Source organism: Pseudomonas sp. NPDC077408, from assembly GCF_050269105.1.
Lineage (GTDB): Bacteria > Pseudomonadota > Gammaproteobacteria > Pseudomonadales > Pseudomonadaceae > Stutzerimonas.
In genome coordinates this window covers 16,983-40,587 of record NZ_JBNNHS010000003.1, presented here as the reverse complement: position 1 = coordinate 40,587, position 23,605 = coordinate 16,983, and the positions used below count along the sequence as shown (strand labels likewise).

Here is a 23,605-nt window from a genome sequence, read left to right as displayed (position 1 = left end):
GATGACGGGTGAGGTCGAAAGCTATTTGCTCCCTCGTTCAGATACGACGCGACCAGAACCCTCAATCGAGCCTGTACCGCCGAAGCGAGCAGAAAGCTTCTGCAGCGGTTTGGTCATCACTCACGACTGAGTGGCGCGCTCCTGACGGAGCAAAAGCCAGACGATCCCGAGCGCCCCGACTGCCACCACCGCAGCGCCAAGAAAGATGCTCTGCATGCCGATGTAAGCCGCTAGCACGCCCATGATCGCGCCGGACAGCCCCAGCGACAGGTCGAAGAACATGGCGAACACGCTGAGGCCCGAGCTGCGATTGGCCGTTCCCACGCGTGACACTACGCCAACCCCCAGCGCGGGATAGAGCAAGGACAGCCCGCAGCCCGTTAGCGCGGAGCCTGCCAGGGCAAAGCTGGGCGCCTCCGCAAGCCAGAGCAACAAGAGCCCGAAAATCTCCACCACCAGGCACACCATCGCCACCGAATAACCGCCGACGCGGTTGATGAGGTTCGGACACAACAACCGCGTCCCGATAAAGGCAAACGCAAAGGCCGTGAGGCACCAGGCCGCGCCATCCCAACCGCGGGCGTTGTAATACAGCGCGATGAAAGCGGTCAGCGTGCCGTAGCCAATGGTGGCCAACGCCAGGCTGATACCAGGCGGTGCGACCTTCCACAGGACTTTGCCGAACGGCAAGCGCTTGCCCGGGTTCAGCGGTGCATCACCACGCCGCCAAGCCAATGCGAGGCCCGTCGAGGCAAGCGCCATCGTCACGACACCCAGGCTCCACAGACCCAAGGATTGAGTGAGAAAGACACCAAGCGGTGCGCCGATCCCGACGCCGCCGTAAGCCGCCACGCCATTCCAGGAGATCATTCGCGCTGTGCTTTCCGCGCCCAGTCGGCTGATGCCCCAGCTGATCGCCGATATGCCGATCAGGCTCTGCGCAAACCCGAGAATCAACCGGCTGCCGACCATCACGGCGATGCTTGCCATCGGCCAGGATTCCAGCAACGCCGAGGCGAGCAGCAACAGACCACTCAGCAACCCGGACGCCATGCCGATCAATACGGTTTTCTTCGCCCCGCGCTCGTCCGCCAACCGTCCGGCAAGCGGGCGGCAAAGCAAGGTGGTCAGGTACTGCGCACCGATCACGATGCCGGCGATAGCAGTGCTGAAGCCGAGATTTTCATGGATGTAGCCCGGCAGCGACGCCAACGGGATGCCGATGGAAATGAACGAGATGAAGTTGAACACCACCAGAGACAGGATGAAGAAGGTGTCGTTGGCAGAAGGTTTCGCAGCGGGCATCGGATCGCCTGTTGGGATGAGCTGAAGGAAGATGACACGGCGGGCCAAACCGACCCCGGCGCCTATGGAGCGCCGAGGTAGCGCGCCGGTCGTCCGGGGTTAGGACCGCTGGATGATTGGTCCGATCTTGCCCAAGCGCAAGTCATCATACAACCACCGTCAGGCCGACGGCGTGCTCGATTCAGGTCTCGCTCGCCACAGCTATGGCCTTCGGCCGGCGCCATTGGGGCAAACCGATCAGGATTACCGCGCTGACGATAACCGTCATCGCCAACCACTCTTCAGGCCCGATGCGCTCACCGGCAAACGTGATACCCAGCAGTACCGCCACCACCGGATTTACATAGGCGTAACTGGTCGCCGCTGCCGGTCGCACATGCTTGAGCAGATACAGGTAGGCGCTGAACGCGACGATGGACCCGAGAAACGTCAAGTAGATCAACGCAAGCCAGCCGCCCATGTCTGGCATCTGCTGCAGGCGTTCGCCGCTTACCAGGCTGCCGAACAACAACACAGCGCCACCGACGAGCATCTGTGCTGCACTCGCCATTGCACCGTTCGGCAGGCTGAGGTGGCGACTCCACATCGAACCGAACGCCCAGCTCGCCGCTGCGAGCAACACGATCACCGCGCCCAGAGGGCTGGCCTGAAGGTTGTGTCCAAGATTGAGCAAGCCGATGCCGATCAGCCCCAGCAGGATCCCGCCCCACTCCAGACCCGTGGTTCGTTGGCCCCAGATCAAGCCGAACAGCAGTGCGAACAGGGGTACCGTTGCGATTGCGAGCGCCGCCACCGCCGATGCAACACCGAGATGCTCGGCAACTGTCACACCGCCATTCCCGCAACTGAGCAGAAGAACGCCGACGATTGCGCACGAGCGCCACTCCTTCGCCGTCGGAAGAGGTACGCCGCGCCAGCGCAACCAGACGAACATCAGACTGCCGGCAATCACGAAACGCAGCCCGGCCAACAACATTGGCGGCCAGGACTGAACGCCGATGCGAATCACGAAATAGGTTGAGCCCCAGATCAGATACAGGGCGGCAAAAGCGCCCACGAGCAGCAGCGGAAAGCGGCGCGAAGACATGACGTGAGGCCCAAGCGGGTGGTGGGATCGACCATTCTAGATAGCCCGCTTAGCCAAGAATAAGCACAGTCAGCCATTTGTTTAGCGGTGCAGTTAGGCGCACCGCCTCACCGCTTAGCCATTATTGAGGCCGAAGGGATCATCAATGCTGTGGCTCGGCTCGGTGAACCAGCGCGGTCCGCTCTCGCTCATGTAGAAGTGGTCCTCCAGGCGAATGCCGAACTCACCGGGCACGCAGATCATCGGTTCATTGCTGAAACACATGCCGACATCGATGGGTGTCTGGTCGCCGCGGACCAGATAGGGGCTTTCATGGATTTCCAGCCCGATTCCGTGACCGGTGCGATGAGGGAGCCCCGGCAATTGGTAATCGGGACCGAGGCCGCAGGCTTCGAGCGCGCCTCGCGCCGCCTCGTCCACTTCTTCACAGCGCGCACCCAGGCGGGCCGCCGCAAACGCGGCCAACTGTGCGTCCTTTTCGAAGGTCCACAATGCTCGCTGGTGTTCGCTCGGCTCGCCGAAGACGTAACTGCGCGTGATGTCCGACAGGTAACTGTGCACACGACAGCCCGTGTCGATCAGGACCATGTCACCGTGCTTGAGCGTCTGCGGATACTTCACACCATGGGGAAATGCACTCGCTTCGCCGAACAGCACGATGCAGAAGGTTGACCCTGGCGCACCGACTGCCCGGTGCGCCAGCTCGATGAACCGGACCATTTCGGTGGTGCTGATGCCCTCGTGCAGGATGCTCGCCGCCGCTTTGTGCACTTCCAGCGTCATGTCCTTGGCCCGTTGCATCAAGGCGATCTCAGCACTCGATTTACGCTGCCGGCAATAGCTTGTCACGACACTCGCATCGGTGAAGGCGTAGCCTGGATCCAGCAAGCGCAGGCCGTCGAACATGAAGAACGGCAAAGACGGGCAAAGACCAATGCATGGGCGAAGACTGGTGTTTGGCTGGATGCCCATGCGCTGCAAACAGTCGAGCAACAAACGATAGGGGCTTTCATGCTCCTGCCACCCGTTGACTGCACCATCTACCACCATGAAGTCGCGAATCGTACCTTCTTCAAACGCAGGTGCCAGGTACTGCAACGCACCACTCGCGGGCAGCACTGCACCAACCATGCGCTCGCTCGGGCTCCAGCGCACGCCGGTGAAGTATTCAAGGTTGGCGCCCGCGCTGAGAAAAACGGCGTCGATGCCAAGCTGCCTCATGCGCCGCTGTGCCTTGTCGATACGGTCCAGGTACTCGTCTTGCACTATCGGCTCGACGCCATCCAGCATGTTGCGCAAGCGCCCAAGCGCCTCTTCCTGCGTGCTGCCGCCGACACCGATGGTCATGCCTGTTCTCCGAAACCAACCGAAAATGTTGGCCGAATTTAAGTACAGCTTAATTTTTCTGGCAAAGCTTTTTTCTGCTGTGCCGTGAAAAAGCCAAAATCAAGGCTGGCGCGAGCCTGTCCCGCTGGCCGTATACTGGCCACTTTCACAAGGCGAATTTCATGACAGTCGACCGTATCGGCGAGCGATTGCGTCGTCACAGGCGTGCCGCGAACAAGACCCTGAACCAGGTAGCCAAGGAGTCGGGGCTGACGGCGAGCTTCCTGTCCCAGGCCGAACGTAACCTTACGGGTGTCTCGATTTCGTCGCTGGCGAACATCGCAAAATCGCTCGGCGTGCCGCTCAATTCGCTGTTTGATCAGCCCAGCCAACCGCAGCCCGATTCCCACCAGGGCGAACGAGTTCGTTACACCATCGAAGGCCAGCCGCTGGCGTACGAGCGCCTGTCTACAAGCTTTCCAGGCAATCTGCTTAACGCCGTCAAGGTCAGCATGCCAGTGGGTTACCAGTCCGAACTCATTGCCCACGAAGGCGCCGAATTCGCCTATGTCCTCTCCGGACGGATCGTCTACACCGTCGATGGCCGCGACTATCCGTTGGCCAGCGGCGACTCCATACATTTCGATGCGGGCAAGCCTCACCACCTAGCCAACGTAGGCGATCAACCGGCCGAAGTGCTCACCGTAACGACCATGGGCCTGTTCGACGATTTGACCACCCGCTAGCTGGCACCGCTATTGCTTGATCTCGATACCTGAAGCTCGCCAACGAAATTTAGCAGCGCTTAATTTCTGTTGACCGGGTTTTCAGCATGACTTAATTTCGAGGCAGGCTAGGCTGTGATCTTAAGACGCAGCCGCCAACAGTGTTCTGCGCCGAGCGGGCGACCCCCCACGGCGACACCGGCGTGCAGTGAGCCACTGTTCGGTCCACGAGACCAACCCTCGATGAACATAAAAAAGAATGAGGTTTGCATGCGAAACACTCTCTCCATCCGAGCATTGCTCGCCGCGGGACTGATCCTCGGCTCGCCCCTCAGCTACGCCGCCAGCAGCCTGGTGTACTGCTCCGAGGGCAGCCCCGCCGGTTTCGATCCTGGTCAGTACACCACCGGTACTGACTTCGACGCCGCCTCGGAAACTGTATTCAACCGTCTCGCCCAATTCGAACGAGGCGGCACTCGCGCCCTCCCCGCGCTGGCGACCAAATGGGAGGTCAGCGATGACGGCCTCACCTATACGTTCCATCTGCGTCCCGGGGTCAAGTTTCATACCACTGACTACTTCAAGCCCAGCCGCGAGTTCAATGCCGACGACGTCCTCTTTACTTTCCAGCGCATGCTCGACAAGGAGCATCCGTTCCGCAAGGCGTACGCCAGCGAGTTCCCCTATTTCGTCGACATGGGCATGGACAAGAACATCACCAAGGTCGAGAAGCTCGACGACATGACGGTCCGCTTTACCCTCGACAAAGTAGATGCCGCCTTCATACAGAACCTCGCGATGAACTTTGCCGCGATCCATTCAGCTGAATATGCCGATCAGTTGCTCCAAGCCGGCAACAGTGAACAGATCAACCAGAAGCCGATTGGCACTGGGCCGTTCGTATTCAGCCGCTACCAGAAAGACGCTCAGATCCGCTTCAAGGGCAACAAGGAATACTGGAAACCCGAAGACGTGAAGATCGATAACTTGATTTTCGCGATCACTACCGACGCCTCGGTCCGTGCGCAGAAGCTTCGTGCCGGGGAATGCCAGGTCACGCTCAACCCTCGCCCGGCGGACATCGAAGCGTTGCAGAAAGATACCAACATCAAGGTACCGAGCCAACCGGGCTTTAACCTCGGTTACATCGCCTACAACGTTGAGCACGAGCCACTCGGCAAGCTTGAGGTGCGCAAGGCGTTGGACATGGCCGTCGACAAGAAATCCATCATCGAGGCCGTCTATCAGGGGGCCGGCCAATTGGCTGTGAACGCCCTTCCGCCCACTCAGTGGTCTTACGACGAGAGCATCAGGGGCACCGAATACAACCCGGAAAAAGCGCGCGAATTGCTTAAACAGGCAGGCGTCAAGGAAGGCACCGAAATCACCCTGTGGGCAATGCCGGTGCAGCGCCCCTACAACCCCAACGCCAAGCTGATGGCGCAAATGATCCAGGCTGACTGGGCCAAGATCGGGATCAAGGCACGCATCGTGAGCTACGAGTGGGGCGAATACATCAAGCGCGGCCATGCGGGGGAGCATGACGCCATGCTGATAGGCTGGACTGGGGACAATGGTGACCCAGACAACTGGATGAACACGCTGTACGGCTGTGATGCGGTGAATGGCAACAACTGGTCCAGATGGTGCGACGCGACATACGACAAAGTGGTCAAGGATGCCAAGCGCATTACGGATCAGGCTGAACGTACCAAGCTGTATGAGCAGGCGCAGCAGATCATTCAGGAGCAGGTGCCCATCACGCCGATCGCCCACTCCACTGTCTACCAACCGATGCGCAACAGCGTCGAGGGCTTCGAAATCAGCCCCTTCGGGCGCAACTCCTTCTATGGCGTAGAAAACAAGCGTTGATAGTAGCGAAGCCAGGCCTGCTCTCGGGCAGGTCTGGCTGACCTCCTTTGCACGCTTTTTGACTGCCGGTCCGCACAGCCAAGCGTCATCAGCCCAACGATAGTCGCGAACTTGAGTACGGCGATCGAGGCTGTGCTGTTGCGTAGCCATAGTTTTACCAGGAGTTCTGCAATGTTCAGCTTCATAGCCCGCCGCGTGGGTCTGCTGATACCCACCTTTTTCGGCATCACGCTACTCACCTTTGCCCTGATTCGCATGATCCCCGGGGATCCGGTGGAAGTGATGATGGGAGAGCGGAAAGTCGATCCGGAGATGCATGCCCAGGCCATGGAGCGGCTGGGTCTGAACAAGCCGCTCTACCTGCAGTATTTCGATTACATCGGCAATCTGGCGCAGGGCGATCTCGGCGAGTCGCTGCGTACACGCACCAGCGTCTGGAAAGAGTTCACTACCCTGTTTCCCGCCACCCTTGAGCTTGCCTTCGCGGCACTGATCATCGCCGGCACCCTGGGCCTGCTGGCTGGCGTGGTCGCAGCACTTAAACGCGGCTCGCTGTTCGACCATGGCGTCATGGGCGTTTCGCTGGTGGGTTACTCAATGCCGATCTTCTGGTGGGGGCTGATTCTCATCATGTTTTTCTCCGTAGGCCTTGGCTGGACGCCCGTTTCCGGACGAATCGACCTGCTCTACGACGTACCGCCCGTCACCGGCTTCATGCTGATCGACACCCTGCTCAGCGAAGAAGAAGGCGCATTTCTGGATGCTCTTCACCACATGATTCTCCCGGCTGTGGTGCTGGCGACGATTCCCCTGGCGGTCATCGCCCGCATGACGCGCTCCGCGATGCTGGAAGTGCTGCGCGAAGATTATGTCCGCACGGCTCGGGCGAAAGGTTTATCGCCGAACCGAGTGGTGTTCGTTCATGGGCTGCGCAACGCGCTGATCCCCGTCCTGACCGTGTTCGGCTTGCAGATCGGCACCCTGCTGGCCGGAGCCGTACTGACCGAGACGATTTTCTCCTGGCCGGGCATCGGCAAGTGGCTGATCGAATCCATCGGCGCTCGCGACTACCCAGTAGTGCAGAACGGCATCTTGCTGGTCGCCTGCCTCGTCATCCTGGTCAATTTCACCGTGGACATCCTCTACGGCCTGGCCAACCCCCGTATTCGCCACCAGCGCTGAGGAGGCCGAAGCATGAACAGCATTGAGACCCTACCGGCCGCCGAACCGACTGCTTATTACCCGTCACCCCTTCGGGAGTTCTGGAGTGCCTTTCGCCGCAACAAGGGCGCACTCGGCGGCCTGATCTACATGGTGTTGCTGGTTGCCTGCGCCCTGTTCGCACCGGCTTTGGCACCCTATAACCCCAGCGAACAATTCCGCGACTTTTTGCTCACCCCGCCGGCATGGCAGGAAGGCGGGACGGCGCAATTCATACTTGGCACCGACGAGCTCGGGCGGGACATGCTTTCGCGGCTGATCCACGGGGCGCGGCTGTCGCTGCTGATCGGCCTCGCTTCGGTCGTCTTTTCACTGCTGCCCGGCATCCTGCTCGGCCTGCTGGCAGGCTTTTCGCCTACTCGGCTGGGGCCGTTCATCATGCGCTTGATGGACATCATGCTGGCCCTGCCCTCGCTACTGCTGGCGGTAGCGATCGTGGCGATCCTCGGCCCAGGTCTGATCAATACCATCTTCGCCATCGCCATCGTGTCCCTGCCCTCTTACGTGCGCCTGACCCGGGCGGCGGTGATGACCGAGCTCAACCGCGACTACGTGACAGCCTCGAAACTCGCTGGCGCCGGCACCTTGCGGCTGATGTTCATCAGCGTACTGCCGAACTGTATGGCGCCGCTGATCGTCCAGGCCACGCTGAGCTTTTCCTCGGCGATTCTCGACGCCGCCGCGCTGGGCTTTCTCGGCCTTGGCGTTCAGCCGCCTACACCCGAGTGGGGCACGATGCTGGCCTCGGCACGCGATTACATCGAGCGCGCCTGGTGGGTCGTATCCCTTCCTGGCTTGGCGATTCTGCTCAGCGTTCTGGCGATCAACCTGTTCGGCGACGGCCTGCGCGATGCGCTTGATCCCAAGCTCAAGAATGCCGCATGAGGAGTCCACAGATGCTTCGTTCAGAACTTACGAACACAAGGGACAACCGCCGATGAGCCTCCTCGAGATTCAAAACCTGTCTGTGCGCTTTGGAGACGACGGCGCGCCACCTGTGGTGGACGGGCTAGACCTCAGCGTCGACAAAGGTGAAGTGCTGGCCATCGTCGGTGAGTCCGGCTCTGGCAAGTCAGTCACGATGATGGCCTTGATGGGGCTGGTCGATGCGCCGGGCAAAGTGGCGGCTGATCGCCTCCAATTCGCCGGCCAGGATTTGTTGACTCTCAAGGGGCGCCAGCGCCGTCGAGTGATCGGTAAGGATTTGGCCATGGTCTTTCAGGACCCGATGACCGCGCTCAATCCAAGCTATACCGTGGGTTTCCAGATTGAAGAGGTGCTGCGACAGCATCTGGGCCTCAAGGGCAAAGCCGCTCGGCAGCGCGCGCTCGAGCTGCTCGAGCGGGTTGAAATCCCAGGCGCCGCCAGCCGTCTGGACGCCTACCCCCATCAGCTGTCCGGCGGCATGAGCCAGCGGGTGGCTATCGCCATGGCTATCGCAGGCGAGCCACAGCTGCTGATCGCCGACGAGCCGACCACAGCGCTGGACGTGACCATCCAGGCACAAATCATGGATCTGCTGCTGAGCTTGCAGCGCGACCAGAACATGGCACTCATCCTGATCACTCACGACCTGGCCGTGGTAGCCGAAACCGCTCAGCGCGTCTGTGTGATGTATGCGGGCCAAGCGGTCGAGACCGGGCGCGTACCAGAGCTGTTCGACGCACCCGCTCATCCGTACACCGAAGCGTTGCTCGCCTCCATACCAGAACATTCGAACAGCCGGCGTCTTGCGACCTTGCCGGGCATCGTTCCGGGTCGATACGACCGCCCGGCGGGCTGCCTGCTCTCGCCACGTTGCCCTTACGCTCAACCACGCTGCGGAGAACGACCGGCACTGGAACCCTACGACCGCGGCGAGGTGCGCTGCTTTTACCCGCGCAACATGACACCTGGCGAAGCACCTGAAGTGCTGCCGGAGTCGCAACGTCCTAGCCAGCCACCCGGAGAACACCATGTCTACTGAGCCGTCGACAGGCAGCGTGCTGTCCGCACGCGAGCTGACCCGCCACTACCAAATCTCACGTGGGCTGTTCAAACCACACGCCACCGTACGCGCGCTCAACGGCGTGTCCTTCGAACTGGCGTCCGGCGAAACGCTTGCGGTGGTGGGCGAATCCGGCTGCGGCAAGTCCACGCTTGCACGGGCTTTGACACTCATCGAGGAGCCGACGTCCGGATCGCTGCAGATTGCCGGGCAGGAAGTGGCAGGCGCAGACAAGGCTCAACGCAAACAGCTACGCCGCGACGTGCAGATGGTGTTCCAGAATCCCTACGCCTCGTTGAACCCAAGACAGAAGATCGGCGACCAGTTGGCTGAACCGCTTGTTATCAATACCGGGCTGTCACGCAGCGAACGCCGGGAGCGCGTGCAGGCGATGATGCAGCAGGTCGGGCTGCGTCCCGAGCACTACCAGCGCTATCCGCATATGTTCTCCGGCGGCCAGCGCCAGCGCATCGCCCTTGCGCGGGCCATGATGCTCAATCCGAAGGTGCTGATTGCCGATGAGCCGACTTCGGCGCTGGATGTGTCGATTCAGGCGCAGGTACTGAACCTCTTCATGGATCTGCAGGAGCAGTTCAACGCCGGCTACGTCTTCATTTCCCATGACCTGGCTGTAGTCCGTCATGTGGCCGATAAGGTACTGGTGATGTATTTCGGCAGCCCGATGGAAATGGGGCCAGCCGAGCTGATCTACACCCGCCCGCTACACCCTTACACTCAGGTGCTGCTGGCCGCGACGCCAAGCATTCGGCCTGACTCGACGAAGCCGAAAATCAAGGTCAGCGGCGAATTGCCCAACCCGCTCGACCCACCTACCGGCTGCGTTTTCCACACCCGCTGCCCTCACGCCACCGAACGCTGCAGTTCAGAAGTCCCGGCATTCCGCCCTTTGGACGACAGGCTGGTGGCCTGCCACTACGCCGAGGAGGTGGGCTCGGCCCCCCAGACCGCTTCGGTAGCCTGAGGCGAGTCAGGCCCGCGGGTTGCTTCATGAACTCAAACGAAAAAAGGCCCCAAAACATGGGGCCTTTTACTTGAAAAGTGGCAGAGCCGGTGAAATTCGCGCATAGGCAAACGTTCAGCTAAATGGCGATCTGTCGTTCTCTCAAGCGCTCGAGCAGAGCCGGCCGTAGTGCACTGACGTCGAGTTCGATCACGCTAATCAACCCTGCCAATTGCGCTCGCGTAACCGATACGCCACACGGGAGCCCGGTCAAGACCAACGACTCCCCGGTCACCTCATCCAGCAGCATCGCCTGGATGGTCTGAGGAGAATCCATTGTGGCCGTGAACAACAGCGGCCTGAAGTGTTCCCGCACGAGTGCCAAAGCCTCGGGCAGCCTAATCCGGATCATCTGACAATTCCTTTTGTCCGAGCGGAGATTTTAGTTACCAAGCGCACCCACCGCACGCTAAAGAAACGCCAACTACCTCACCTTTAAGCACGGAGTTACGTCCATCGCTGGGTAGAAGCCACAAGCTCGCTCCAATCAGCCCACGTGCTGGAGTCACCCAGCGCATCATCGCTCGCCATCTCCAAACAACCTAGCTGGGACCGGCGAAAATCGCGGAACTGGCGTCTGAGGACGACTTCGCGCTGCCGCACTCGCTCCCTTGGGAACAATATGGGAACGCTCATGCCCGCACGTCCTTAGTCCAGAAACGCTGAAGGCCCCGGAATACGGGGCCTTCAGCTTTCGATATGGCGGAGGAGGTGTCCGCATTTTCTAAGTTTCCCGCCGCCCCCTGAAATAAACCAAAGATTGGCCGAAGCCTATATGTCGCGGGGCTTACAGCGTACCATTGTAAACCTAAAGCAACTGACACTCTACGGAGAGCGTCAAGCCGCCTTGTGGGTCAGCTTGTGGGTCAGAACGGTGTGGGTCGGGGGAGACATGGCGAAATTAACGGTTCGACTGGTGGAAAGTCTGGTGAAAGCTGCAATACCCGGATTGACCGGCGACGGCGACGGGCTGTACTTCCAGATCAGCAAAACCGGGGGCACCAGTTGGGTCTTCCGCTACACCGTGGCCCGCAAGGCACGGACGATGGGGCTCGGACGCTACCCGGAGACAGGGCTGGCTGATGCCCGCGCGAAGGCTGCCCAGGCTCGGACGATGACGAAGGTCGGAATTGATCCCCTGGCCGCACGCGCTGCCGATCAGGAACGCGAGCGCAGGCGTATCGAGGCCGAACGTGCCGCCCTGAAGCGAGCAACAACACGCGCCGTGACCTTCTCCACAGTGGCCGCCGATTACATCCAGGCGCACCGGGCCGGCTGGAAGAACGCCAAGCATGCCCAGCAATGGGAGAAGACCCTGAAGACATACGCTGAACCGATCATCGGCCACCTGCCCTCCGAAGAAATCACCACCGCGCATGTGCTGGAAATCCTGCAACCGATCTGGTCGGAGAAGACCGAAACGGCAAGCCGACTGCGCAACCGAATCGAGCTGGTGCTGGATGCTGCGAAGGCAAGGGGCTTGCGCGATGGCGAGAACCCGGCACGCTGGCGTGGCCACTTGGACAAGCTATTGCCGAATAGGTCGAAGGTTCAGCCGCGCAAGCATCACGCGGCTTTGCCGTGGGGTGAGCTGCCGGAGTTCATGCGGGAGCTGAGCAGCTTTGACGAGCTGACCCATAAGGCCATGCGGCTGACCATCCTGACAGCGTGCCGTACGTCCGAGGTGCTTGGCGCCACATGGGATGAAATAGACAAAGAGGCCCGCGCATGGACCATACGGGCCGAACGGATGAAAGCCGGGCGTGAACATCGGGTGCCGCTGACAGACGCAGCTCTGAGCCTCCTGGACAGCCTCCCGCGTGTGCCGGGGAACCCATTCATCTTCCCAGGTGCCCGCAAGGGCCGGCCCTTATCCAACATGGCCATGCTGATGGGCCTGCGGCGAATGGGTCGCGATGATCTGACCATGCATGGCTTCCGCTCAACCTTTCGTGATTGGGCCGCGGAATGCACCCACTACCCGCGCGAGGTCTGCGAAATGGCGCTGGCACATACCGTTGCATCGGGTGCCGAGGCCGCTTATTGGCGTGGTGACGTATTCGAGAAGCGCCGCGCCTTGATGGATGACTGGAGCAGCTATGCGACCACGGCACCAGCAGGGAAGATATTGCCCTTCAAGCGCGCTGGTGCGGGGGTACAGTCGTGAAGGTCAACAGCGTTGCCGACCTGCCAGAATGGTTCTCTCTGGAGAAATACCGGGGCTGTGCTGAATTTGGCCCCGTTGAGTGGTGGGCCTGCCTTAAAGAACGCAAGGGCGTTGTGAATATCGTCCCATATCTACCACTTGGAGAGCCTGCGCATACTCGCGAGGTGCTTGCACGCATGCGCGCTGCCCCATTGCAGGCCGCGCGACGCACGGTGGATATCATCAATACGCTGGCGTCACGCCCTGCCGTGCGGTCGGCAACATGGGAAGCGATGGCGCGGACGGCGCGACTGGATCGACTTAGAGATAACGAACAGGCGGTGAAATGGGACGCGCTGGGTCGCGCATTTACGCAAAACGAGGACGGGGAACAACCGACTGGCGATATTATGGTTCCTGCTTGGCTTGATGAAGGGACCGCCGCGGTCGCCATCGTGGACCTTAGCGCCACGGACAAGACCCTGAAAGCCGCATTCAGCGCATGGCTAGAGAAAGCCCGCGAGATAACCCCGCCCACGGCGGCAACCCGAAACCGACCTGCCGTAGACCGATGGGCGGAATATGGACTACTTCCCTATATCGATCTTCAAATCTGGTGTGAGGAAACTGACTCGCATATCCCGGAACACGTAATGCGTGACGCCATTCATCCCCATTGCGCGAAAGGCTGCCCCCGCTGTGAGAGCGTTGATTGGATCGGCGATACATTGGCCATCCTGGCTCGAAACCTGATGATCGACCTTTCCCCCCTGCGCGCCTACGCTGCCGAAAACATCTCGGATTGGGCACGCGCAATGCGCGCCCGAATGATGTCTTAGAGCGAAGGGGGAATTTTCCCGCCCTAAAAGCTCCCTCGTTTTAAGCCATACCGAGGTATCAAATGCGTGTCGTCCGCCGAGTACCGGCATAACAGGAAGGCACCCAATGAATACCCCACGGTTCGCACCACGCCCCCAGCGGGTTATCTACCGCATCCAGCAAATCACGCAGATGACGGGATTTACCCGCGCCTGGATTTATCGGCTGATTGCAAAAGGCGAGTTCCCCAAGGGCCACAAAATCGGCCTTCGGGCTGTCGGCTGGGACAGTGCGGAGGTAGACGCCTGGATCGCTGAAAAGATGGGGGACCGCGCATGAATCCACATGGTTTCCCCATTGACGCCCTTTCGATATCCGTCGCCCGCGCTGACGCCGTTCTGCTACTGCTCGCCGCCCAATTCGATGCCCCAGACGGCGGCAGCCATTCTGCCGAAGTGAACAGTGAGGCAATCGGCGTTGTACGTGCCGAGCTGGCCGCCATCCGTGCGCTTATCGCTGAGCAGATGGAGGCGACTGCATGAGCCGGCGCGTAATCAGAGGGGCGGCGCCACACCAGATAGGCCAGCAGCGCTCCGAAACCCGTGCGGAACGTCGAGCATCGTGGGCAGATTTTCGGCGGCAGGCAGGTAGAAACGCATTAACTCTGGAGCAACTTGCAGCTTGGCTTTCCACACAAGAACTCTGCTGGCGAGAAGGCGTCAGATTGGCGCGTTATATATTCGGCCATGCCACCTCCACAGCTGCTGGCGCGGCCTTGATGGAAGCGGGCTGGGGACCACTCCAAGCCGCACGCCGTCTAGAAAAAGGGGGCGCCCGTGGCCTTTGACGAACAACTTTACGATGACCTGATCGGCTCAGCAGCACCAGCTATCGACCTGGACGACACCCAACGCTTTTTAGATTTGCTGGCGCCAGGCGAGCAGGTGACGTTCCAAACGTTCGACGACAAAGGGACAGACCGGGCGCTGGCTGGCTGGCGGCATGGCAACCTCGCCCAACACGCAGATTGGTTGCAGCGGCGCCAGCAGCAAGGCGCGGGAGTGTTCGTGACCGTGAACGCAACGGACGGGAAAGGCCGGAAAGCTGAAAACATAACCGGCATTCGTGCCCTGTTCGTAGATATCGACAAGCCGGCACCTGGCACCCTTGAGCGGCTGCGCGGCTGCGATATGCCCCCTTCAATGATTGTGGAAAGCAGCGCCGGTAAGCTACATGCCTATTGGCTGACGGGAAGTATCGAGAAAAGCGAATTCACAACATTACAGCGCCGGCTTATCGCTGAATGGGGTGCAGATCCAGCATGTAGTGACGCTACGCGTGTCCTACGGCTGCCGGGCTTCCTACATTTGAAAGATTCCGACAATCCCCAGCGTACGCGCATCATTGAGGTGAGCGGGCGCCGCTACGGTAGGGAGTTGGCAAACCGTTACGGCGGTAGCTCTAGTGCTAGTACCAGCGCGGACGACACGGACGACGACACAGACGAGCTGCTGGCGCTGCTGCCTTCGCGTGTGGACCTGGCAACCGCCATCGGCAATCTGAGTTCCGGTGTGGATGTTCACGCTAGCGCCTTGGGGCTGGTTGGGAAATGGCTGCATGACGGAATGTCAGAGGGCAACATCCGGGAGCTGTTCAGGCAGTTTATCGCGCCGGCCGTGGCCGCGGCACGGGGTGACGATCGCGCGTATGAGCTTACCGGCGACGAACTGGAACGGATGCTGGCCGGTGCAAGGGCGAAGGGGTTCGCGCCGATTAAGGCAGACGGCTGTGCTGTGGAATGGGTCGACTTATCGGACCTAATGGATGCGGAGATTCCCCCGGTTCGATTCATCTTCGAGCCGCTACTACCAAGGGCCGAAGTAACCCTCTTCGCCGCCGATGGGGGGACGGGAAAATCGGTGCTGGGGCTGACCCTAGCCGCGCATGTGGCATGTGGCCGGGAATGGGCCGGACTCAAGACCGAACCCGGTCGAGTGCTGTTTCTCAGCCTGGAAGACCCCGCCAACCTTTGCCGCCTGCGATTACGTGGCGTGATGCATGCGTACGGCCTGGACGGGAGGGTCACTAGAAACGTGCTGATTGGCGACGGAACGGACGGAACGGGCGCCCTGCTGACAAACAGGGACGGCAAGCTATACCCGACCAGCGTACTGGCAGCACTGCAAGGCAAGGCGCGAGCCGAACCGTTCGATTTGATTGTGATCGATAACGCCTCAAACGCCTTTTCAGGCAACGAAAACGACCGGCAGGAAGTGGTGGCGTTCATCGGCGAACTAAGGCGCCTGGCTCGGGGGTGCGATGCCGCACTGCTGATGCTTGCGCATGTCGATAAGGCATCCGTCCGCACGGGTGCGACAGGTAGTCGATACAGCGGAAGCACGGCCTGGCACAACTCTGTTCGCTCCCGCCTTGCCATGTCTGCGGATGCAGAAGGCGTTCTGACGTTGGTGCAGGAAAAAATGAACCTCGGGCTGAAGCTGCAAAGGGAAATCCGGCTGGCCTTTGTAGAGGGGGTCCCAATGCCGTGCGAGCAAATCGAGGGGTTTGCCGAAAACGCCGGCTTTGCTGCCGAGCGGGAGGAGGAAACCATTCTGCAATTGATGCGCGCGGCGATCGATGCCGGGGAGAACATCCCTGCAGCACAAAGCGGGAGTCATACCGCCCGTCATCTGCTGATGAGGCTTCAAGGGGCGCCAGCAGAATGGGGGAAGCGACCAGGCAAAAGCCGTTTCGATGCGGCAATGATGCGACTGAAGCAGAAAGGGCTAGTCATCGTCGAGCCGTATAAAAACAACCAACGGCAAGCGAAAGAGCGTCTGACACTCGCTGATGTGCGCCAGCTGACTGACTACCTGGACGATCTGACCACCTGAAATCCCGCCGAAAATCCTGTTTTTCTGCGCTGCTATTACCCCCCATACCCCCAGCACTACTAGCGCGCTCGGGGGCGCTGCGCTAGTTGATATATGGGATGACTGGCGCACGACTGGCGCACTAGCGCACTTTCTTCCATACGAAAGTGGAAAAAGCGGAATTGGCATTCGAGGAAGGTGCCTATAGCGCCGATTCAAACTTCTCGGAATCCGGGACTCGGCGTCCCCTCGGTTGAGCCTATGGCCTAGATGGGACCCAGAGCGACCCAGACGGCTTACCCCGTGGCCAACGAGCTGGACGGTTACCAACCAGCGGGGCTATCGTTCGGCCATCATGGATAGGAAGGGCGCAATGGATAGCAAACTGCTGGGGTTGTTCATCTTTACATTCGGCGGCATAGGCGCCGTATTGGCGTATGTCATATGGCGGCTCATATCGGAGGCGTTATCGGCAAGTCGGCAGCGGCAGTTAGCGGGCGAATCTGGGCAAGCTGCAACCGACGAAGGAATAAACGTTCCGGTAGCCAAACCGCTAAGCCGGCTAGAGATGCTGGTGGCGGCAATGACGTGGGTTCTGCTCATCGGCGGGGCGATCTTCTGATGGAACCACGGCGACGAAAGTGAGCCGGAGTCACCGCGCAAATTGACCATGACGGAACGGTATCCAGGGCCTTGGCGGGAAGGGTTTCATTTGGAAATAACCCGGGCCTTGATCGCCAACCAGGTCCTAGGCTGCGGACGCTATGCATTCCGCACCAAACACGGAGCGTCGGGCGAATATCTTGTTTACTGCCAGGGCGGCGTAACGGATAGCTGGCGCGCCTATCTGCTATGGCTGCCGTCCGGTCAGAAGCTGGGGCCGTTCCCGCCGGACCCGGATATTCCGCTGCCAAAGTGACATGGAGCCCGTCCCGGTTGCCGGGGCTATCTGTTTCTTCGGTGATGAGCGGCCATGTCCGCACCATAGCTGATGGGCTTCATCATGCTGGCGATTACGGCAACGAAAATTCCGGCAAGGATGCTGCCGTCGGTTTTGAATGCAGTCCATAACGCCACGCCATAGCACACTAGGCGTACAACGCAGACTAGGACGTTAAACACCGCGTAGATGTACAAAACCCACCAGATCGGCTCTTCGTCAGTTTTCATTGTCGCCTTCCTTGATCGACCGAGCATTGGTCATATCAAGCTGATACCACAGATAAAGTGCTGCTGACTTGCTCAGCCGTCGAGGAAGCGCCTACCGCGCTGTGGGTCAGATTGTAGGTCGGACGAAAAACCGGAACGCGAGAAACGCGAAAGCCCCGGAATACGGGGCCTTCAGCTTGCGATATGGCGGAGGAGGTGAGATTCGAACTCACGGAAGAGTTTCCCCTTCGACGGTTTTCAAGACCGTTGCATTCAACCGCTCTGCCACTCCTCCGCAGAGAGCGGGCGCAATAGTACCCGAACGAAACAGTCTGTCAAACACTGTCGTTAGGCGGAAACAAAAGCTCTGCTATGATCCGGGGCAATTCACCTTAGGCTGAATACATCTACAGGAGTGTCGCCATGCTCAAGCAACAGTACGCACCTACGCATACGCAGGTTGAACAGAAGGAAGTCAGCCGCGTTTTGCGCAACACCTACGGCCTTCTGGCCATCACCCTGGGCTTCAGCGCCTTCGTCGCCTACATGGCGATGCAAGCCAACGCAGCCTACCCGAACATCTTCGTGGTGCTGATTGGCTTCTACGGCCTGTTCTTCCTGACCGTGAAGCTACGCAATTCCGCGTGGGGTCTGCTTTCGACTTTCGCCTTGACCGGCTTCATGGGTTACACGCTGGGGCCGATCCTCAACATGTACCTAGGCACTGCCAACGGTGGTGAGCTCATTGCCTCGGCGCTGTCGATGACCGCTCTGGTGTTCTTTGGTCTGTCGGCATTCGTGCTGATCACCCGTAAGGACATGAGCTTCCTTAGCGGCTTTATCACCGCTGGTTTCTTTGTCCTGCTGGGCGCAATGGTTGCTGGTTTCTTCTTCGAGATTAGCGGCTTGCAACTGGCGATCAGCGCCGGCTTCGTGCTGTTCTCTTCGGTGTGCATCCTCTACCAGACCAGCGCGATCATCCATGGCGGCGAGCGTAACTACATCATGGCCACCATCGGCCTGTACGTTTCGCTGTACAACCTGTTCATCAGCCTGCTGCAGCTGATGGGCATCATGGGTGGCGACGACTGATCAGTACCCATCGAATCAGCCCGCTTCGGCGGGCTTTTTCGTTTCTAAAGCTGGCGTATCATGTCAGGCAGTCATGCAACGGTGGCCCATGAAATTCGCAATTGCTCTGTTTTCCCCCGCCCACTCCCCCGCCTCACGCCGCGCCTTGCGTTTCACCGAGGCGGCGCTGACGGGCGGTCACGAGGTTGTCCGGCTGTTCCTTTATCAGGATGGTGTACACAGCGCGTCGGCCAACACGGTGACCGCGCAAGACGAACTGGATATCGCAGAGCAATGGCGTCAACTCATCAGCCTCCACGGGCTCGACGGTGTGGTCTGCATCGCCGCGGGTCTGCGTCGTGGCGTACTGGATGAACAGGAAGCCAAACGCCACCAGCGCCCTGCAGCGAACCTTGCAGCGGGTTGGGAGCTGTCCGGTCTGGGGCAGCTGCACGAAGCCAGCCAGCATGCCGACCGCCTGGTCTGCTTTGGAGGTCACTGATGGCGCGCTCGATGCTCATCATCACGCGGCAGTCGCCGTGGTCCGGTCCTTCCGCACGCGAGGCACTGGATATCGTTCTGGCCGGCGGCGCGTTCGAATTGCCGCTCGGGCTGTTGTTTCTCGATGACGGGGTGTTTCAGCTGGTGCCTGCTCAGCAGGCCACTCGGCTGCAGCAAAAGGACCTGACCGCCAACCTGCAGGCGCTTCCCATGTTTGACATCGACGCGCTGTACGCGGCCAAGCGCAGCCTCAGCGAGCGCGGGCTGGATGAGGCCACGCTGTCGCTGCCGGTAGAGTTATTGGACGATGCCGGGCTGCGCGCCCTTATTAACCGCTACGACCATGTGATCACGCTCTGATGGCAACTCTCCACCTGCTTTCACACTCCCCGTTTGCAGATAGCCGCCTGGCCAGCTGCTTGCATCTAGTCAATGCCGACGATGCGCTGTTGCTTTGTGGGGATGCGGTGTATGCGCTGAAGGGCGGCACCGCCCAGCGGAAAGCGTTGGATCTGATGCCCGAGAGCATCGCACTGTTCGCGCTGGACGAAGACGTGGCCGCCCGTGGCATCAACTCCCTGCCGTCGCGCCTGCAGCAGATCGACTATGACGGCTTCGTCGAGCTCTGCTGTCATTATGACCGGACCAATTCTTGGCTATGAACGGGGTGATCATCAACGGCATAAGCGTTGCTGTGGATCAGGAAGGCTTCCTGGTTGATCTCGACGATTGGAGCGAGCCGGTCGCAGAAGCACTGGCGAACGCTGAAGGAATCACTCTCCAAGCCGAACACTGGGAAATCCTCCGGGTGCTGCGCGAGTTTTATCAGGAGTTTCAGCTGTCGCCCGCAACGCGTCCGCTGATCAAGTACACCGCATTGAAACTTGGCCCGGAAAAGGGCAACAGCATGCATCTGAACCGCCTATTCAAAGGCACCCCTGCCAAGCTGGCTGCAAAGCTGGCAGGCCTGCCGAAACCGAGCAATTGCATATGAGCCTGGTCACCCCTGCCGAACATCCTTTCGCCGTCTTCGTCCGCATTCTCGGCAAAGGCAAGCGCGGCGCCCGTGACTTGACCCGCGAAGAAGCGCGCGAAGCCATGGGCATGCTGCTTGACGGGAAAGCGGAAGACACGCAGCTCGGCGCCTTTCTCATGCTGTTACGGCACAAGGAAGAAAGTGCCGAAGAACTGGCAGGATTCACCGAAGCCGTGCGCGAGCGCCTGCAAGCGCCAGCAATCGCGGTGGATATTGACTGGCCAAGCTATGCCGGCAAGAAGCGTCATCTGCCCTGGTATTTGCTTGCTGCGAAATGCCTGGCACAAAACGGTATTCGGATTCTGATGCATGGCGGTGGCGCGCACACCGCAGGGCGGATGTATACCGAGCAGCAGCTCGAACTAATAGGTATCGCTAGTTGCCGCGACTGGACTGAAACTGCCAATGCTTTGGATAAAGACAACCTCGCTTTCATGCCACTCGGTGCGTGGATGCCTGGGCTTCAGCGCATGATCGATCAGCGCAACATTCTCGGCCTGCGCTCCCCTATCCATTCGCTGGCTCGCATCCTCAATCCACTGTGTGCCCGCTGCGGACTGCAGAGCATTTTCCACCCGGGCTATCAGGCAAATCACAGGGAAGCCAGTCGGCTACTTGGCGATACCTCAATCGTGATCAAGGGCGAAGGGGGCGAGATCGAGGTCAACCCCGATGGCGTTGCGCACCTGTACGGTACCCAGGCGGGCGAGTCTTGGGACGAAGACTGGCCGGCGCTGTCTCCGCAACGTCACGTCAAACCTGCGCAGCTCGATCCGCAGCATCTGGCTGCTGTCTGGCAAGGTGCCGAAGATGCCTACGGCGAGCTTGCAGTCGTTGCGACGATGGCCTTGGCACTCCGAGGCCTTGGCCACCCGCGTGAAGCAGCGTTCGATCAGGCTCGTGAGTTCTGGGCGCATCGGAATCTATCGACCTGAACGATTGGTTTGACCGGGCTTTACGACTCATCAATCGAGCCATGACACCTACACTGTTTTTAATTCGAAACCGTGGAGGTAAGCATGGGACTTCTGGTCGACGGCCAGTGGCAAGACCGCTGGTACGAAAACAGTAACGATGGGGAATTCCAGCGAGAGCAGGCCCAACGGCGAGACTGGGTCACCACGGACGGTTCGCCAGGGCCAGATAGCCGCCCCGCCGTTCAGGCACAAGCTGGTCGCTATCATCTCTATGTATCGCTGGCCTGCCCTTGGGCTCATCGCACCCTGATTTATCGCAAACTGAAACAGCTCGAGCCGTTGATCGACGTTTCGGTGGTCAGCTGGCTGATGGCGGAGCACGGCTGGACGTTCGACAAGCAACGGGGCTCGACTGGCGATGCGCTGGATGGCCTAAGCTATCTGCATCAACGCTATACCACTGTTGACGCTCAGTACACCGGCCGTGTGACGGTTCCGGTGCTTTGGGATAAGCAGGAGCAACGCATCGTCAACAACGAATCGGCCGAGCTCATTCGCATCTTCAACGGCGCTTTCGATGATCTGACTGGCTCGAGGCTGGATCTCTACCCAGAGCCGCTACGTGCCGAGATCGACTCCCTCAACGAACGCATCTATCCACGCGTCAACAATGGCGTCTACCGGGCCGGGTTTGCGTCAACGCAGAAGGCCTACGAAGCAGCATTCGATGAATTGTTCGCCGAACTCGATTGGCTCGAACAGCGTCTCAACGAGCATCGTTACCTGACCGGCGAATACCTGACGGAGGCGGATTGGCGTCTGTTCACCACCATCGTTCGCTTCGATGCCGTCTACCACGGTCACTTCAAATGCAACTTGCGACGGATCGCGGACTATCCCAGCCTTTCGAGCTGGCTACGAGAACTGTACCAGTGGCCGGGGATTGCCGAGACCGTCGACTTCACCCACATCAAGCACCACTACTACGCCAGTCACCGGCATATCAACGGCAACGGCATCGTACCCAAAGGCCCAGAGCTGTCACTGGACCGCGCGCATGATCGGGATCGCCTGGCCGGGAAAGGGATCTGGTCGCGTTAAGGCCGCGACCGTCTCGGACGGCCGCGATAGTTACCTGTCGCGGTTCTGAGCGCCTTCGAACCAGGCAAGTTTTTCGCGTAACTGCACTACCTCGCCAATGATGACCAGCGTTGGCGCCTGCACCTGTTCGTTGGCCACTCGCTCGGCCAGGTTGGCGAGCGTTCCGGTAAACACTCGTTGATTGATCGTCGTTCCCTGCTGGACCAAGGCAGCGGGGGTATCGGCAGCGCGACCGTGTGCGATCAGCTGTTGGCAGATAACCGGCAGACCGACCAGCCCCATGTAGAACACCAGCGTCTGGCTGGGCGCGACCAGTTCTGACCACGGCAAATCGCAGCTGCCATCCTTCAAATGCCCCGTCACGAAGCGTACCGACTGTGCATGATCCCGATGGGTCAGCGGAATACCGGCATAGGCCGCGCAGCCACTGGCCGCGGTGATCCCGGGGACGACCTGGAACGGCACGTCGTGCGCCGCCAGTTCTTCGATCTCTTCGCCGCCTCGCCCGAATATGAACGGATCTCCGCCTTTGAGCCGCAACACGCGCTTGCCTTCTTTGGCCAGGGTTACCAGCAACTGGTTAATCTGATCCTGCGGCACCGCATGCGCTGCGCGCTGTTTACCGACATAAATGCGATCGGCATCGCGCCGGCACAGGTCGAGGATAGCGGGCGCTACCAAGCGGTCGTAGAGGACCACGTCGGCCTGCTGCATCAGGCGCAGGGCACGGAAGGTCAGCAGATCAGGATCGCCCGGTCCGGCACCGACCAAATAGACCTCGCCCAGGGTTTTCGGCTCCGCACCGGACAGTTTTTCCTCCAAGAGCCGCTCGGCCTCTTGCGCCTGACCAGCGAGCGCACGCTCCGCCACGCTGCCCTGGAAGACTTCTTCCCAGAACACACGACGCTGCTGTACGTCTGCAAATTTGGCCTTGACCTGACTGCGGAATTTCTTCGCTAGGCCTGCCAATTCGCCATAGACCGCGGGCACCCAGGTCTCGATGCGCGCGCGCATGAGGCGCGCCAGCACGGGAGCATCACCACCGCTGGAAACAGCGATCATCAGCGGCGAGCGGTCAACAATGGCCGGAAAAATCACCGTACACAGCTGCGGCGAATCCACCACGTTGACCGGCATGCCAAGCGCCTGGGCGTCTTTGGATACCTGCTCATTCAGTGGCTCGTCATCGGTCGCAGCGATCGCTAACACGCAGCCTGACAGGTCGCCAGCGAGATAACCTCGGATGATTGTCTGTCCGCCGCCTTGCGCTACCAGCTCGCTCAACTGCGCCTCTACTTCCGGAGCGACAACGCGCAGCACGGCGCCCGCTTCTGACAACAAGCGAGCCTTGCGCAGTGCAATCTCCCCACCGCCGACGACCAGTACCGGACGGCCCTTCAGATTGTGGAAAAGCGGCAAAAAATCCATGGACCCGTCCTGGTGACAAT

25 protein-coding genes and 1 tRNA gene are annotated in these 23,605 nt (G+C 60.1%); 19 read left to right on the top strand and 7 right to left on the bottom strand.

Annotation, left to right across the window (positions count from 1 at the left end):
* Positions 1-120: 120 nt before the first annotated feature.
* The 3 genes from ACQKEK_RS09575 to ACQKEK_RS09565 all read right to left on the bottom strand — a co-directional run bounded on the left by ACQKEK_RS09575 (position 121) and on the right by ACQKEK_RS09565 (position 3,739).
* Positions 121-1,305 (bottom strand): MFS transporter, encoded by a 1,185-nt coding sequence (locus ACQKEK_RS09575; RefSeq protein ID WP_128121221.1) that lies wholly within the window; start codon positions 1,303-1,305, stop codon positions 121-123.
* A gap of 181 nt (positions 1,306-1,486) precedes the next feature.
* Positions 1,487-2,392, bottom strand: a complete 906-nt coding sequence (yedA, locus tag ACQKEK_RS09570) for a drug/metabolite exporter YedA (RefSeq protein ID WP_499142300.1) — start codon at positions 2,390-2,392, stop codon at positions 1,487-1,489.
* 114 nt (positions 2,393-2,506) lie between these two features.
* Positions 2,507-3,739: a M24 family metallopeptidase gene (locus ACQKEK_RS09565; protein WP_499142298.1), complete on the bottom strand. Its 1,233-nt coding sequence runs from the start codon at positions 3,737-3,739 to the stop codon at positions 2,507-2,509.
* 161 nt (positions 3,740-3,900) lie between these two features.
* On the opposite strand from ACQKEK_RS09565, the gene ACQKEK_RS09560 reads away from it, so the two are divergent.
* The 6 genes from ACQKEK_RS09560 (at position 3,901) to ACQKEK_RS09535 (ending at position 10,505) form a co-directional block, all read left to right on the top strand.
* Positions 3,901-4,464, top strand: coding sequence for a cupin domain-containing protein (locus tag ACQKEK_RS09560; RefSeq protein WP_499142296.1), 564 nt, complete (start codon positions 3,901-3,903; stop codon positions 4,462-4,464).
* Between the two features lie 249 nt (positions 4,465-4,713).
* On the top strand, positions 4,714-6,315 hold the full coding sequence (locus tag ACQKEK_RS09555) for an ABC transporter substrate-binding protein (protein ID WP_499142294.1): 1,602 nt from the start codon (positions 4,714-4,716) through the stop codon (positions 6,313-6,315).
* Positions 6,316-6,486: 171 nt separating this feature from the next.
* On the top strand, positions 6,487-7,497 hold the full coding sequence (locus ACQKEK_RS09550) for an ABC transporter permease subunit (RefSeq protein ID WP_045426583.1): 1,011 nt from the start codon (positions 6,487-6,489) through the stop codon (positions 7,495-7,497).
* 12 nt (positions 7,498-7,509) lie between these two features.
* On the top strand, positions 7,510-8,421 hold the full coding sequence (locus ACQKEK_RS09545; RefSeq protein WP_127839497.1) for an ABC transporter permease subunit: 912 nt from the start codon (positions 7,510-7,512) through the stop codon (positions 8,419-8,421).
* A 52-nt stretch (positions 8,422-8,473) separates the two neighbouring features.
* Positions 8,474-9,502 (top strand): ABC transporter ATP-binding protein, encoded by a 1,029-nt coding sequence (locus ACQKEK_RS09540; RefSeq protein ID WP_045426578.1) that lies wholly within the window; start codon positions 8,474-8,476, stop codon positions 9,500-9,502.
* Positions 9,492-10,505, top strand: coding sequence for a peptide ABC transporter ATP-binding protein (locus ACQKEK_RS09535; protein ID WP_499142293.1), 1,014 nt, complete (start codon positions 9,492-9,494; stop codon positions 10,503-10,505). The genes ACQKEK_RS09540 and ACQKEK_RS09535 overlap by 11 nt, the downstream gene beginning before the upstream one ends.
* Before the next feature lie 118 nt (positions 10,506-10,623).
* Here ACQKEK_RS09535 and ACQKEK_RS09530 read toward each other — a convergent pair whose 3' ends face one another.
* The gene (locus ACQKEK_RS09530) at positions 10,624-10,896 is read right to left on the bottom strand and encodes a DUF1652 domain-containing protein (RefSeq protein ID WP_499142292.1); all 273 of its coding nucleotides are present in this window, start codon (positions 10,894-10,896) and stop codon (positions 10,624-10,626) included.
* Positions 10,897-11,304: 408 nt separating this feature from the next.
* On the opposite strand from ACQKEK_RS09530, the gene ACQKEK_RS09525 reads away from it, so the two are divergent.
* The 6 genes from ACQKEK_RS09525 (at position 11,305) to ACQKEK_RS09500 (ending at position 17,004) form a co-directional block, all read left to right on the top strand.
* Complete coding sequence (locus ACQKEK_RS09525) at positions 11,305-12,711, top strand: tyrosine-type recombinase/integrase (RefSeq protein ID WP_499142290.1); 1,407 nt, start codon at positions 11,305-11,307, stop codon at positions 12,709-12,711.
* Positions 12,708-13,529, top strand: a complete 822-nt coding sequence (locus ACQKEK_RS09520; RefSeq protein WP_499142288.1) for a DUF6387 family protein — start codon at positions 12,708-12,710, stop codon at positions 13,527-13,529. Before ACQKEK_RS09525 ends, ACQKEK_RS09520 begins: the two co-directional genes overlap by 4 nt.
* Before the next feature lie 106 nt (positions 13,530-13,635).
* Positions 13,636-13,848: a helix-turn-helix transcriptional regulator gene (locus ACQKEK_RS09515; RefSeq protein ID WP_499142287.1), complete on the top strand. Its 213-nt coding sequence runs from the start codon at positions 13,636-13,638 to the stop codon at positions 13,846-13,848.
* Positions 13,845-14,051 carry a hypothetical protein gene (locus ACQKEK_RS09510; RefSeq protein ID WP_499142285.1) on the top strand — a complete coding sequence of 69 codons (207 nt, stop codon included), beginning with the start codon at positions 13,845-13,847 and terminating at the stop codon, positions 14,049-14,051. The genes ACQKEK_RS09515 and ACQKEK_RS09510 overlap by 4 nt, the downstream gene beginning before the upstream one ends.
* A 294-nt stretch (positions 14,052-14,345) precedes the next feature.
* A complete protein-coding gene (locus ACQKEK_RS09505; RefSeq protein WP_499142284.1) occupies positions 14,346-16,403 on the top strand; it encodes an AAA family ATPase in 2,058 nt (685 codons plus the stop codon).
* 352 nt (positions 16,404-16,755) lie between these two features.
* The gene (locus ACQKEK_RS09500; protein ID WP_499142283.1) at positions 16,756-17,004 is read left to right on the top strand and encodes a hypothetical protein; all 249 of its coding nucleotides are present in this window, start codon (positions 16,756-16,758) and stop codon (positions 17,002-17,004) included.
* A 323-nt stretch (positions 17,005-17,327) separates the two neighbouring features.
* Here the strand turns inward: ACQKEK_RS09500 and ACQKEK_RS09495 are convergent, their stop codons facing one another.
* Together ACQKEK_RS09495 and ACQKEK_RS09490 are read right to left on the bottom strand one after the other, a co-directional pair.
* Positions 17,328-17,552, bottom strand: a complete 225-nt coding sequence (locus ACQKEK_RS09495; RefSeq protein WP_499142282.1) for a hypothetical protein — start codon at positions 17,550-17,552, stop codon at positions 17,328-17,330.
* A 184-nt stretch (positions 17,553-17,736) separates the two neighbouring features.
* Positions 17,737-17,826, bottom strand: a tRNA-Ser gene (locus tag ACQKEK_RS09490).
* A gap of 128 nt (positions 17,827-17,954) precedes the next feature.
* Here ACQKEK_RS09490 and ACQKEK_RS09485 point away from each other — a divergent pair.
* From ACQKEK_RS09485 to ACQKEK_RS09455, 7 genes are all read left to right on the top strand, one after another.
* Entirely contained in the window at positions 17,955-18,623 is a 669-nt protein-coding gene (locus ACQKEK_RS09485) for a Bax inhibitor-1/YccA family protein (protein ID WP_045426571.1), read from the top strand.
* A gap of 88 nt (positions 18,624-18,711) precedes the next feature.
* Positions 18,712-19,104: a sulfurtransferase complex subunit TusD gene (tusD, locus tag ACQKEK_RS09480; protein WP_499142281.1), complete on the top strand. Its 393-nt coding sequence runs from the start codon at positions 18,712-18,714 to the stop codon at positions 19,102-19,104.
* Positions 19,104-19,463: a sulfurtransferase complex subunit TusC gene (gene tusC, locus ACQKEK_RS09475; RefSeq protein WP_499142280.1), complete on the top strand. Its 360-nt coding sequence runs from the start codon at positions 19,104-19,106 to the stop codon at positions 19,461-19,463. The genes tusD and tusC overlap by 1 nt, the downstream gene beginning before the upstream one ends.
* Complete coding sequence (gene tusB, locus ACQKEK_RS09470) at positions 19,463-19,765, top strand: sulfurtransferase complex subunit TusB (RefSeq protein WP_499142278.1); 303 nt, start codon at positions 19,463-19,465, stop codon at positions 19,763-19,765. Before tusC ends, tusB begins: the two co-directional genes overlap by 1 nt.
* Positions 19,762-20,097, top strand: a complete 336-nt coding sequence (locus ACQKEK_RS09465; RefSeq protein WP_499142916.1) for a TusE/DsrC/DsvC family sulfur relay protein — start codon at positions 19,762-19,764, stop codon at positions 20,095-20,097. The genes tusB and ACQKEK_RS09465 overlap by 4 nt, the downstream gene beginning before the upstream one ends.
* On the top strand, positions 20,094-21,074 hold the full coding sequence (locus ACQKEK_RS09460; RefSeq protein ID WP_499142276.1) for a glycosyl transferase family protein: 981 nt from the start codon (positions 20,094-20,096) through the stop codon (positions 21,072-21,074). Before ACQKEK_RS09465 ends, ACQKEK_RS09460 begins: the two co-directional genes overlap by 4 nt.
* A gap of 84 nt (positions 21,075-21,158) precedes the next feature.
* Positions 21,159-22,157 (top strand): glutathione S-transferase family protein, encoded by a 999-nt coding sequence (locus ACQKEK_RS09455; RefSeq protein WP_499142275.1) that lies wholly within the window; start codon positions 21,159-21,161, stop codon positions 22,155-22,157.
* 30 nt (positions 22,158-22,187) lie between these two features.
* Here ACQKEK_RS09455 and cysG read toward each other — a convergent pair whose 3' ends face one another.
* On the bottom strand, positions 22,188-23,585 hold the full coding sequence (cysG, locus tag ACQKEK_RS09450) for a siroheme synthase CysG (RefSeq protein ID WP_499142273.1): 1,398 nt from the start codon (positions 23,583-23,585) through the stop codon (positions 22,188-22,190).
* Positions 23,586-23,605 lie beyond the last annotated feature (20 nt).